General features: G+C 37.5%; 12 protein-coding genes. 7 read left to right on the top strand and 5 right to left on the bottom strand.

Features of this window, described 5'->3' with window-relative positions; genetic code table 11:
- Positions 1-217: 217 nt before the first annotated feature.
- From V6E76_RS09015 to trhO, 3 genes are all read right to left on the bottom strand, one after another.
- Complete coding sequence (locus V6E76_RS09015) at positions 218-1,528, bottom strand: LLM class flavin-dependent oxidoreductase (protein ID WP_247352299.1); 1,311 nt, start codon at positions 1,526-1,528, stop codon at positions 218-220.
- Positions 1,525-2,526, bottom strand: a complete 1,002-nt coding sequence (locus V6E76_RS09010) for an MsnO8 family LLM class oxidoreductase (protein WP_247352301.1) — start codon at positions 2,524-2,526, stop codon at positions 1,525-1,527. Before V6E76_RS09010 ends, V6E76_RS09015 begins: the two co-directional genes overlap by 4 nt.
- A 165-nt stretch (positions 2,527-2,691) precedes the next feature.
- Positions 2,692-3,675 (bottom strand): oxygen-dependent tRNA uridine(34) hydroxylase TrhO, encoded by a 984-nt coding sequence (gene trhO / locus V6E76_RS09005; protein WP_247352304.1) that lies wholly within the window; start codon positions 3,673-3,675, stop codon positions 2,692-2,694.
- 170 nt (positions 3,676-3,845) lie between these two features.
- Between trhO and V6E76_RS09000 the strand changes: the two genes are divergently transcribed.
- Positions 3,846-4,481, top strand: a complete 636-nt coding sequence (locus tag V6E76_RS09000) for a DsbA family oxidoreductase (protein WP_247352306.1) — start codon at positions 3,846-3,848, stop codon at positions 4,479-4,481.
- Between the two features lie 524 nt (positions 4,482-5,005).
- Here V6E76_RS09000 and V6E76_RS08995 read toward each other — a convergent pair.
- The gene (locus V6E76_RS08995) at positions 5,006-5,287 is read right to left on the bottom strand and encodes a hypothetical protein (RefSeq protein ID WP_026866950.1); all 282 of its coding nucleotides are present in this window, start codon (positions 5,285-5,287) and stop codon (positions 5,006-5,008) included.
- A gap of 112 nt (positions 5,288-5,399) precedes the next feature.
- Between V6E76_RS08995 and V6E76_RS08990 the strand changes: the two genes are divergently transcribed.
- The 6 genes from V6E76_RS08990 to V6E76_RS08965 all read left to right on the top strand — a co-directional run bounded on the left by V6E76_RS08990 (position 5,400) and on the right by V6E76_RS08965 (position 10,903).
- On the top strand, positions 5,400-5,903 hold the full coding sequence (locus V6E76_RS08990) for a GNAT family N-acetyltransferase (protein WP_247352308.1): 504 nt from the start codon (positions 5,400-5,402) through the stop codon (positions 5,901-5,903).
- A gap of 66 nt (positions 5,904-5,969) precedes the next feature.
- Positions 5,970-7,160 carry a dicarboxylate/amino acid:cation symporter gene (locus tag V6E76_RS08985; protein ID WP_247352310.1) on the top strand — a complete coding sequence of 397 codons (1,191 nt, stop codon included), beginning with the start codon at positions 5,970-5,972 and terminating at the stop codon, positions 7,158-7,160.
- A 93-nt stretch (positions 7,161-7,253) separates the two neighbouring features.
- Positions 7,254-8,405, top strand: coding sequence for an MFS transporter (locus V6E76_RS08980; protein ID WP_247352312.1), 1,152 nt, complete (start codon positions 7,254-7,256; stop codon positions 8,403-8,405).
- Positions 8,406-8,415: 10 nt separating this feature from the next.
- The gene (locus tag V6E76_RS08975) at positions 8,416-9,327 is read left to right on the top strand and encodes a Rossmann-fold NAD(P)-binding domain-containing protein (protein ID WP_247352315.1); all 912 of its coding nucleotides are present in this window, start codon (positions 8,416-8,418) and stop codon (positions 9,325-9,327) included.
- A 25-nt stretch (positions 9,328-9,352) separates the two neighbouring features.
- Complete coding sequence (locus V6E76_RS08970) at positions 9,353-10,072, top strand: YebC/PmpR family DNA-binding transcriptional regulator (RefSeq protein WP_247352316.1); 720 nt, start codon at positions 9,353-9,355, stop codon at positions 10,070-10,072.
- 57 nt (positions 10,073-10,129) lie between these two features.
- Entirely contained in the window at positions 10,130-10,903 is a 774-nt protein-coding gene (locus tag V6E76_RS08965) for an SDR family oxidoreductase (RefSeq protein WP_247352319.1), read from the top strand.
- Between the two features lie 68 nt (positions 10,904-10,971).
- On the opposite strand, the gene argF is transcribed toward V6E76_RS08965, so the two are convergent.
- Positions 10,972-11,973 (bottom strand): ornithine carbamoyltransferase, encoded by a 1,002-nt coding sequence (gene argF, locus V6E76_RS08960; RefSeq protein WP_247352321.1) that lies wholly within the window; start codon positions 11,971-11,973, stop codon positions 10,972-10,974.
- Positions 11,974-12,130 lie beyond the last annotated feature (157 nt).

Below are 12,130 nucleotides of genomic sequence, written 5' to 3'. Positions count from 1 at the left end.
CTCTTTAGGTCCCTTCATTAATATTTCCAAGACTAATAACCCCACAGTTATAAAAAATGAAATAATCATGAGGTAAACAATAATCATTAGTAAAATTTCCATCATATTTTCTCCTTTCAAAATTTCTATACTGTGAGTATATAAACCAGTTCTGAAAAATTTATGAATAAGGAGAAAAAAACTATGACCACTTTAAAAGTAGCCATAGTTTGAGCGTTTACTGCTGATATCTATTCTCTTTGAATTTTAAACCGAGTTCATCGCGGAGTGTTTGACCACTGTATTCATTATCATAGTAGCCTCGTTCTACAAGGATTGGAATCACCTTATTAATAAAGTCTTCAAATATTTCACCAAAGACATGAGGGATTAAAACGAAACCGTCTGCTGCACCGTGATCGATCCACTCAATAATTTGATCGGCAATCTCTTCATAGGTACCCATAAAGGCACTTTCTCTCGTCGTTTCTTCCATTGCAACTTGTCGAAGCGTTAAATTATTTTCTTTAGCGCGCTTTTTAATTTCATCTGTCGTAGATCTAAAGCTGTTTTTGCCGACATCACCTAGTTCTGGGAACGGGGCATCAACATTGTATTGACTGAAGTCGTGGTGGTCGAAGTAGCGTCCTAAATAGGTGAGGGCTTCTTCAATTGTTACTAGGTTTTTAATGTATTCATAACGTGCACGAACCTCTTCGTGATCCTTACCAACGATAGGCTGTAGGGTAGGGAAAACTTTAATGTCCCCTGGATTTCTACCACTATCAACAGCTTTTTGTTTCAGTTGTTCATAAGTCTCTTTGGCATGTTCTAGTGTACTCGCATTTGTAAATACCGCATCTGCGTGGCGGGCTGCAAATGCGGAACCTTTTGGTGACGCACCAGCTTGGAAGATAATGGGTTGCCCCTGAGGAGAACGTTCGATATTTAAAGGACCTGCAATATTGAAGAAATCTCCTTCAAAATTTAATTCATGCATCTTATTTTTATCGAAATACTGTCCACTCGCTTTGTCACGAGTAAAGGCATCATCTTCAAATGAGTCCCATAACCCTTGAACTGATCTTAAATGTTCGTCAGCAATATCATAACGTAAACTGTGCTCTGGATGCTTGTCCTTACTGAAGTTGTTGGCACTGCCTTCTAATGGAGATGTCACAACATTCCATCCCGCACGTCCGCCTGATATATGGTCAATCGACATCAGTTGTCTGGCGATTGTATATGGCTCACTGTATGAAGTTGAGACTGTACCGACTAGGCCGATTTTTGAAGTAATTGGTGCCAAAGCAGCTAGTAATGTTAGGGGTTCAAAGCGGCTTAAGAAATGAGGAATGGATTTCTCATTTATATATAAACCATCTGCTACAAATATAAAGGAAAATGCAGCATCTTCAGCCTTTTGGGTTACAGATTTTAAGTAATCGAAGTTGATGCTTGCATCTGCTGGAACATCTTCACTGCGCCAAGCATTCATATGACCTCCTGGGCCATTTAACATTACACCAAATTTTACTTTCTTACTCATATTATCCCTGCCTTTTCTGTTTGTCTTAACTGGTTTGGAGCAAGCGTTTCTATAGTGTAATCTCTAATTTCACTACGACTAGTTGGGAGATGGAACATGAACTCATCAATTTCTATATCCTGGCTCAATTTATTTAAAGCTTCTAGTATTTCTTCTTTGTTTCCAATAATCATATCTGCTTCCTTTTTATTAACTTCTACTTTTTCATCAGTATTTTTAATAAAGTCATTAACTTGATTTTGATTGATAACAGTTAAAGTTTTGCCACTTTGATAAGTAATGGTATAAAGTTCGTTTTCTTTTCTTAACAGTGCTTTATCTTCTTCGTTATCTACCGCTAAGACTGACAGGGCGACAATAATTTCACCTTCTGGATAATGCTTTCTATAGACATTAACCACTTCTTTTAAAAGTCCTGGGTCATTTTTAATAAAATGTGCAAAGATAAAGTTCGCCTTATTTTTAGCAGCAAACTGAGCAGAATCAGGACTACCACCAAGGAGGAAGATGCTTGGGCGACTTGATTTTGTATCTAAAGAAATTTGTAGACTATGAGCATTGTCATGAGTCCCGTCGATATAAGACTTCAACTTTAAGAAACGATCGTTGAAAGTTTCAATATCATCTTTTAATTCTTCTTGTAGGGCCTGTGTAGCTAATGGAGTGCCTCCTGGAGCTTTACCAACACCAAGGTCAACACGTTCAGGTGCGAGATGACTCATGAGTTGAAATTGTTCTGCAACATGAAACGGGTTGTGATGAGATAACATGACCCCACCTGCACCAACCTTAATGCGCTTTGTCTGACTCAATAGGTGAGTAACAAGGACTTCAGGAGATGTTCCAATAATATGATCCATATTATGGTGTTCTGAAACAAAATAACGGCGATAACCTAAGTCATCTGCTTTTTTCGCAAGTTCGGTTGTATGAGCAAGTGACTCCTGTACATTATGATTTTCTAAAAGTGGACTTTGGTTCAAAATACTAAACTGCATATCTTTTCCCTCCGATAATATGTAAATTATCCTAGTGGCAAACTATGAATTAACAGTAATCATAACATGAATTTAGAATTATTCAACAATTAATTCCTAGTAATATACCTGGTATTATACATAAAAAAAGCCCGAAAATCTTAAATAGATTTCCGAGCGAAATACTTAGCCCTTATGGCTTAGCATCGGTTCTGTTTTACTAAAGTCTGTTTGTTTTAATTCTTCTATTCGTGATTGTACAAACTCTGATGACAGATTATGTTCAACAATATAACGATTACGAGGGTGCTCAGCACATTCCATAGAGCAACCACCTAAGTGATATGCTTGGTTTTCCTCTGAGGCTAAAATTTGTGCATTACATTCTGGATTCGCACAATTGATATAGCGTTCACATGGTGTCCCGTCGTAGTGATCTTTACCAACAACAACATGTTCAACTTGGTTAATTGGGACAGTAAGTCTTTCATCGAAAACATACATTTGACCATCCCATAGCTGACCTTTTGCTACTGGATCCTTAGAATAAGTTGCTACACCACCATGAAGTTGTGCAACATTGTCAAAACCTTCTTCTTTTAACCAACCTGAGAATTTCTCACAGCGAATTCCACCTGTGCAGTAGGTTAAAATTTTCTTGCCTACAAATAGATGTCTATTATTTCGAACCCATTCCGGAGTATCTCTAAACGTTTCTACATCTGGCTTGATCGCACCACGGAAGTGACCGACATCATATTCATATATATTTCTTACATCTAATACGACTGTATCGTCTCTTTGCATTTCTTCATAAAATTCAGCAGGGCTTAAATATTCACCCGTTTGCTCACGAGGATCGATGTCCTTGTCCAAACTTAAATTAACAAGTTCAGGTCTCGGACGTACAAACATTTTCTTAAAGGCGTGGCCTTCTGCTTCATCAATTTTAAAGACGATATCTTTAAACAGTGGATGAGCTTTCATATATTCCATGTAACGGTCAGTCTGTTCAATATCACCAGAAACAGTCCCGTTAATTCCTTCATGCGCAACTAAAATACGGCCTTTTAAGCCTAAATCTTTACAAAAACGTAAGTGCTCAGCAGCAAACGTTTCCGGATCTTCCACATCAATATAGTGGTAGTACAGTAAAACACGATATTCCATTTTCATTTTCCACCTATCATAAATATAATTGCAGGTTACACCTGATAGTTTTACAGACAATATTGTACCAGATTTTAGGCAATTTTTGTGAAAAATTTACTACAGGAAAGTGACACTTTAAAGTCTTGCATAAATGTATGGTAAAATTAATGTTAACTAGGAGTGAGATTATGGAAGTTAAAATTTATACAGATATTGCATGTCCTTTTTGCTACATAGGAAAGAAAAATATTGAAAAGGCAAAAGCAGAATTCGATGTTGAAGAAAGTATTAATTTAGATTATTTAAGTTATGAACTCGACAACCAAGCTTCAAAAACACCGACGGGAGATATTTATCAATCCCTTGCCGATAAACACCAAAAACCATTAGATGAGATTCATGATATGGTCGAACGTATCGTGGAAGCAGGTGAAAAAGTCGGTATTGAGTTTAATATGGATAAAGTAGTACCTGCAAATACAAGAAATGCTCACAGATTGTTGAAATTAGCCAAGGAAAATGGCAAAGGTAGTGAAATTTTAGATGCACTCTATGAGAGCTATTTTACTAAAGGTGAGAATGTTAGCAATCAAGAAGTGCTATTGAATATTGGTATCAAAGCAGGACTTGAACAGAGTGAAGTCGAAGAATTACTGAATGATCCGAGTATCTATTTAGAAGAAGTCATTGGTGATTTTAATCTAGCTAAAGTGAATCAGGTGAAGACGTTACCGTATTATATATTTGATGACAAATTTGCCATTGCGGGTGCTAGAGAAGTTGAGCACTATCTAATCGCCTTTAAAAAGACATTACAAGAATAGTTGGAAGTGTAGTTGTCGGTGTGTGGTTTAGCACCGCTTCGAAAGGAAAACGAAGCTGATGTAATGTTGGAGCTCCGCTTCGAAGTAAAAACGAAGCTGATGAACCGGTGGAGCTCGGCTTCGAAATAAAAACGAAGCTGATGTAATGTTGGAGCTCGGCTTCGAAGTAAAAACGAAGCTGATGAACCGGTGGAGCTCGGCTTCGAAATCAAAACGAAGCTGATGAACTGGTGGAGCTGCGCTTCGAAGTAAAAACGAAGCTGATGTAATGGCATAGCTCCGCTTCGAAATAAAAACGAAGCTGATGTAATGTTGGAGCTCCGCTTCGAAATAAAAACGAAGCTGATGTAAGGGTGGAGCTCCGCTTCGAAGTAAAAACGAAGCTGATGTAAGGGTGGAGCTCCTCTTCGAAGTAAAAACGAAGCTGATGTACTGGTGGAGCTCCGCTTCGAAAGACAAAAAACACAAAAAACCTGAGCTTATGTAAGCTCAGGTTTTCTCCCATCCCCATGGTATATATAATTTTAAAAGTCTGTTGATACTTTTGGTGCAGGTTTAATCAGTCTATATAAGTGATAGCCTGCGGCAGCTACTAGTACAAATGGTACGATGACTAGAATTAAGAAGAAAACTGATCCGCCAACTTGACGCATACCGAAGTTTTGGAAGAATTCTCCTGTTGTAACTTCTAGTAATGGTGGTAAGAATGCAAAGTAGTAGATTAAGCCAACAACAACTAAAGTCAGAACATAAAATATCATATTTGTCACATGATATGGGACGGTGTTCTTATCAAATTTGAACATTATAAAACCCCTTACATTTTAGTCTTTAAATTAGTATACAACAATGTATAATTAAATGCATAGCACTTGAGAGATTTTTTTACAAAATGATAGATAGAACGAGGGAGATAATATGGCTTTAAGACTAGCCGTTATGAGCGATGTACCACATATAATGGATATCGTTTCAAGAGTAATACCAGAAATGCATGCTGTTGGTAATTATCAATGGGATGAAAACTATCCTAATGCATCAGTATTTCAAGATGATGTGAAGGCTGAAAGTTTATATGTGTTTGAAGAAGATGGTGTCATCAAAGGTTGCATTACAGCCGATGATAATCACGCCTTTAGTTATGATGATATCCCTTGGGAACTGGCACGAATTGATTGCCTTGCGACTCATAGACTCGCAATAGACCCGAATTTCCAAGGTCAAGGTCTCGCCCAGAAAATTATTCGTGAAATCATTGAGGTAGGTAAACAAAAAGGTTATCTTGGCATACATACTGATACGTCATTAGAGAATAAAGCAATGCAGTACTTGTTTACAAAACTGGGGTTTGAATTTAAGGGTAACTTAAATTTAGATGACAACTTAGATGACTGGTACGTTGCTTACGAAATCGTTTTTTAATTACTTTTTAAAGAATACTTAAGCGCTATAAATTCGAAGTACAATATTTCAAGGGGGATTTACAAAGTGAAGTTATTAGCAAAACTGATTGCTGGTATCGTTGCGGGTATTATTGTAGGTGGGGGTTACTACTTACTCGGTCCAGATGGTACAGCAGGACAGATTATGGAATTCATCGTTAGGTTATTTGTGACATTAGAGTCAATCTTAGGAGCCTTTATATTCTTTACGATTCCATTTATTATTTTATTCTTTATTGCATCAGGGATTTCACAAATCGGTACCGGTTCAGGTAAGGTTGTTGGTGCGACTTTAGGTGTCGCTTACTTATCTACTTTAGGTGCGGGTATTTTAGCTTACATTGTTGCATCTTTCGTGATGCCACGTATAACTGAAGGAAGTTCTGTTCCTGAAGAAGGGACAGGCCTTGAGAGTTTTATTGAGTTTGAATTGACGCCAATTATTGACATCTTACCAGCGCTAGTATTAGCTTTTGCAGTCGGGATTGTCATGAATATCTTAAAGCTCGACTTAATGATAAAATTCTTCGACCAAGGTAAAGACATCACAGAATTCATTATCGAAAAAGTTATCATTAGAATTCTACCGTTTTACATTGCCGGTGTGTTCGCTGGAATGGCAGCAACTGGCACTGTATTCGATACGCTAAAAGTGTTTGGTGTCGTCTTATTAGTTGCGATTATTTTACACTGGGTTTGGTTAACGATTCAATATACGGTTGCAGGTTCAATATTGAAGAGGAATCCATTTGCTATGTTGAAAACAATGCTTCCAGCATACTTTACAGCCCTAGGTACAATGTCATCTGCTGCAACGATTCCTGTCACATTAGAACGTGCGAAGAAAAACGGAATTAGAGAACGTATCGCTGATTTTGTAATACCATTATGTGCAACGATTCATTTATCAGGTTCAACGATCACAATCGTCAGTTGTTCATTAGCAGTTATGACGATATTACCTGAGTATAGTATGCCAGGATTCTTTGAAATGGTTGGCGTCATCTTACTACTTGGTATTGTAATGATTGCAGCACCTGGAGTGCCGGGTGGCGCAATTATGGCAGCGAGTGGTGTCTTAATGACTAACTTAGGCTTCAACGAAGCGGCAGTTGCTTTCATGATTGCACTTTACGTCGCCCAAGATAGCTTTGGTACCGCAACGAACGTTACAGGTGATGGTGCTGTAGCAGCAGTCATCGATGGTTATGAACAAAAATTGAACAAAGACGTATAAATCAAAGGTCAAAGACAGTCTAAAAGGTGATAGACTGTCTTTTTTTGTTATAATAATATAGATAGAATTATCACTATGTTAGAAGGTATTTAAGTGAAAAAGAGAATTATTTTATATTTAGTTATCGTCATTTGTTTTTTAGACTTATTTATTCAGTTGCCGATAATTACCCCCTTTGTTCTAGAACTTGGTGCATCTGAGTTTATGGCAGGGATTGTAGTTGCTACATATTCACTGTTTAATATGGTCGGAAACATGGCGGGCGGTTACATGTCCGATAAGTACGGTCGGAGAAATACACTCCTGTTCGGAATGATTATGCAGGTGTTTTTCGTTTTAATCTACACGATGACACCATCAATTGGTATTCTTCTTCTTGTACGTGCGATTCACGGTTTCTCAAGCGGACTTCTAACACCAGCTGCATTTAGCTTAGTTGCTGATATATCAAAACGTTCGGCAATCGGTAAATCTATGGCCCTAACAGGTGTGGCCATTGGGACTGCTGCTATATTAGGTCCTGCATCGGGCGGAATCATTGCGAGCCTGGTGAACTATGAAACAGTCTATTATGTCTTAGCTATTGTTTATGTCATTGGTACAATCATTGTCTATTCTGCCATCAAAGAAAGTTCGACTGAAGGCAGCCGTGCACATCATAGTCAAACATCGCTTAAGGAATTATTGTTAAGACCATCATTAAATGTGGCTTATATTTCATCATTTACTTTGATGATTTCACAAGGTGCTTTGGCATTTGGTTTACCAATAAAAACGGACCTACTTGATTTGGAAACATCGAGTACAGGTATGATGCTCAGTGTCTTTGGTGTGACAGCGATTATCGTCTTCATATCACCTATAAATAAAATATACACAGCTTACAAGAGTGAAAGCTTAGTTGCACTTGGATTATTAATCTTAAGTGTGAGTATGATGCTCTTACATTTCGTTCCGTCTGCTACCATGATCTTTATCGTCATGGTTATTTACGGAATTGGTTTCGCATTGACATTCCCATCCATGAATAAAATTATTGCTGAATCGTCAGAAATGCACGAACGGGGTAAAGCAAATGGTATCTTTTATTCTTACTTTTCTTTAGGTTCTGTTGCTGGTTCCACAATTGGCGGTTACTTTGCAACAGTCTTTAACCTACCCTTCTTAGGTATTGGTTGTGTCACCATTATTATGATTGTTTTAATGCTTGCCGTAAGGATGAAATGGGTAGATTCAGTACATTAGGAGTGGTTGTATGCAAAAAAAGAAAGTTTTACTAATGGGTGTGAACGGTAGAATTGGTGAGCATTTATATGAAGAACTAAAAGATACCTCTGAACTCTATGCATTTTCAGCAGCACATGAAGAAGATTACTTCGAAGATGTGAACTTTATTAAGAAAGATCTCTTTATCTTACCTGATGTTGAGGATGCTTTGTCCGGTATGGATATCGTTATCTTCTATGAAGACCCTATTATGAGACTGAACCGATTAACTCAAGGGAAATTCAGTGACCTATATATGTTAATCGCAGATAATATTGCGCGTGCAAGTATGGTTAATGAAATTGAACAAATTATATATATAGCGGATGAACTATCCGATGGGAGTATACTTTCTGTCCTAGGTAGTTACGGCACCCCAGTTAATGAAACACAGACACCAATAAGACGCTATGGTAAGAATTTAAATTATCGCATTAAGGACTACAATAGCGTGAGAAGTGTACAGAGGGCACCTATGCCTTCGGGTTGGACTATAGAAAATATAGCTTGGTACTACTTTGGCTGGCTCGATGAGATTGTCTATAATTTTGTAAATACTGTAATAGAAAATAAGACCGTCTATATTCATTTACTGGACAACCCTTCTCCTGTCTTAATATTGAAATTAAACGAAGAATCATCAACTGAAGATATCATTATCTTTGAAATTATCGGCGGTAAATTAAGAAAAAATATAGCTAAGAAAACTCAGCGTTTTGAGTTTAGAAAGCTTGCTGTGACTGATGAATTTATAATGGCCTTACATGACTATGAACCATCTCTACCTTGGCCAATATATAAATTAACACAGGCGCCGATTCACCTTTTAGTGAGTCGAATTTACCAAGTTGAGATGATTATCAATAAGACCGTCCCTGAAAAGAGACCTAAAAACAATTAAATCTACGAAATAAGGAAGATGAACAATGGGAAGAAAATGGAATAATATTAAAGAAAAGAAAGCTCAAAAAGACCAGAACACTAGCCGTGTCTATGCAAAATTCGGCAGAGAAATTTATGTCGCGGCAAAGAAAGGTGAACCTGATCCTGAAGCGAATCAAGCCTTAAAGGTTGTCTTAGAAAGAGCGAAGACTTATTCAGTTCCCAAACACATCATTGATAAAGCAATTGAAAAAGCCAAAAAAGGCGGCGAAGAAGAAAACTTCGATGAATTGAGATACGAAGGTTTTGGACCAAGTGGTTCAATGATCATCGTTGATGCCTTGACCGATAATGTGAATCGTACAGTTTCAGAAGTACGTGCAGCCTTCGGTAAGAACGGCGGAAATATGGGCGTCAGTGGTGCGGTATCTTATATGTTTGATAGTGTATCAGTTTTTGTCTTTGAAGGCTTTGAGGAAGAAGAAGTATTGATGCATTTAATGGAAAAAGAAGTCGATGTTAAAGATGTGACTTTAGAAAATGAGATGACAGTGGTCTACGGTGAACCGCATGCCTTTAACGATATCAAAAATGCACTGGATGAGCTGGGCGTTGAAGACTATAAGGTTGCAGAACTCGCGATGATTGCTCAAAATGAAGTTAACCTAGAAGATGAAGACCAAGAAAAGTTTGAGCATCTCATCGATGTCTTAGAAGACTTAGAAGATGTTTCCAATGTATTTCATAATGTAAACTTAGGCTAGTTTTTAGTTCCAATGGTTGATCTTTAAGTAATAAAAAATATGAAGGGATGAATCAAGATGAATTTTAATTATCAAGGCAAAGTTGCAGTGATTACAGGCTCAAGTAAAGGAATCGGTAGTGAAACAGCAGAACAGATGGTTAAACTTGGTGCGAAAGTTCTACTCGTTGCTAGAGGAGAAGAAGGACTTAAAAAAGCACAAGCGGAAATATCAGAGTTTGGTGAGGTCTCATACATTGCTATTGATATTACCTCAGAGGATGCTGGTGAAAAAATTGTCAATAAGGCAATTGAAGAATATGGGCGTCTAGACGTACTTGTTAATAATGCGGGTAGTTCATTTGCTAAAAGCTTTGAAGATATTGAACTTAGTGACTGGGAACAAGATATCGATTTAAAAGTACTTGCAGCTGTTAAAATTTCTAAAGCAGCCATCCCTCACTTAAAAAAACAAGGCGGTGCGATTTTAAACCTAACTGCAGTTATGGGTAAAACACCTCAGGCAAATTCACTACCAACAACGGTCTCTAGAAGTGCTGGTTTAGCACTGACTAAGGCAATGTCTAAAGACCTTGGCCAATACAATATCCGCGTTAATGCTGTATGTATCGGTTTAATTCGTAGTGATCAAATCGAAAAGCGTTGGCAAAACAATGCACCTGATTTAAGTTGGGATGAATACTCTAAACAAATTGGAGAGAATATCCCACTAGGTAGAATCGGGGATACGAGTGAAGCGGCTAATGTCATTACCTTCTTATGTTCAGATTTAGCATCATATGTTTCGGGAACTGCTGTCAATATTGACGGTGGCAGTGGACACGCTTGGTAAGTGAAAAATATATCCTGTACGAGTCTTAGTTATCCTAAATGGGATATCTAAGACTCGTTTTTTGTATTTTACCGAGGGATGAAAATATGTCCGTTCGTTGCTGCCATAATCGCTTTAATGGAATGTAGACGGTTTTCACCTTGAATAAATTGCTTTGCATAAGGTGCATTAAAGACCTCGTCTGTTACTTCCATTTCATCTAAACCATAGTCTTTTTTTATCTGTTGACTAAAGCCAGTTTTCGTATCATGAAAAGCAGGCAAGCAATGCATGAATATGAACTGCTCATGTACATCTTTAAGCAAGTCTTCATTTACTTGATATTCTTTTAGTAAATTAAGACGTGCTTCAATCTGATCTTCTTCACCCATAGAGACCCAGACATCGGTATAGATAACGTTGGCATCTTTAACTGCACTATGCACGTCACTTGTTAAATTAATCGTTGCTCCTGATTCTTTTGCATATAACGCTGCTTGTTTGCTATAAAATTCATCAGGTAAGAGACATTCAGGCGAAGCGATTGTCATGTCGACACCTAAAATCGCTGCTGTAACTAACAGTGAATTTGCGACGTTGTTACGGCCGTCTCCAACATAGACCACTTTAATACCTTGAAGAGACCCGAAACTTTCTTTAATTGTCATGAAATCCCCAATCATTTGTGTCGGATGACACATGTCCGTTAAGCCGTTCCAAATGGGAACGCCTGCATGAGCAGCTAGTGTTTCAATAGTGTCCTGACTTGCCCCGCGGAATTGAATTCCATCAAACATGCTACCAAGAATCTTTGCAGTATCTTTTACAGATTCCTTATTACCGAGTTGTATATCATTAGTGCCTAGAAATTCAGGATGCGCACCTAGGTCATTAGCAGCTACTGTAAAGGCAGCACGAGTACGTGTAGAAGTTTTCTCGAAAAGTAACGCAATACTTTGGCCTTGTAAGTACTGGTGAGGAATATTGTTTTGTTTTAAAGCTTTTAAATGAATCGCGAAGTCAATGAGGTAGGTCAATTCTTCTTTAGAAAAATCAGTCGTTGTTAAAAAATTTTTACCTTGGAATTGCATAAATACCTCCTGAAAATAGTATATAACTAATTAATATTCTCAATATTGTATAAATATTATTAAATGTTGATTTATATCATAACCAGTAAGTACTTAAAAAGCAAGTTTGAAAGAATAATAATTTATAAATTATAAATTTATAGACAAACTAGTGTAT

It is taken from the genome of Jeotgalicoccus huakuii, from assembly GCF_036665975.1.
Taxonomy (GTDB): domain Bacteria; phylum Bacillota; class Bacilli; order Staphylococcales; family Salinicoccaceae; genus Jeotgalicoccus; species Jeotgalicoccus marinus.
Note: the sequence above shows the minus strand (reverse complement) of the source record. Positions and strands in the feature narration are given on the sequence as shown.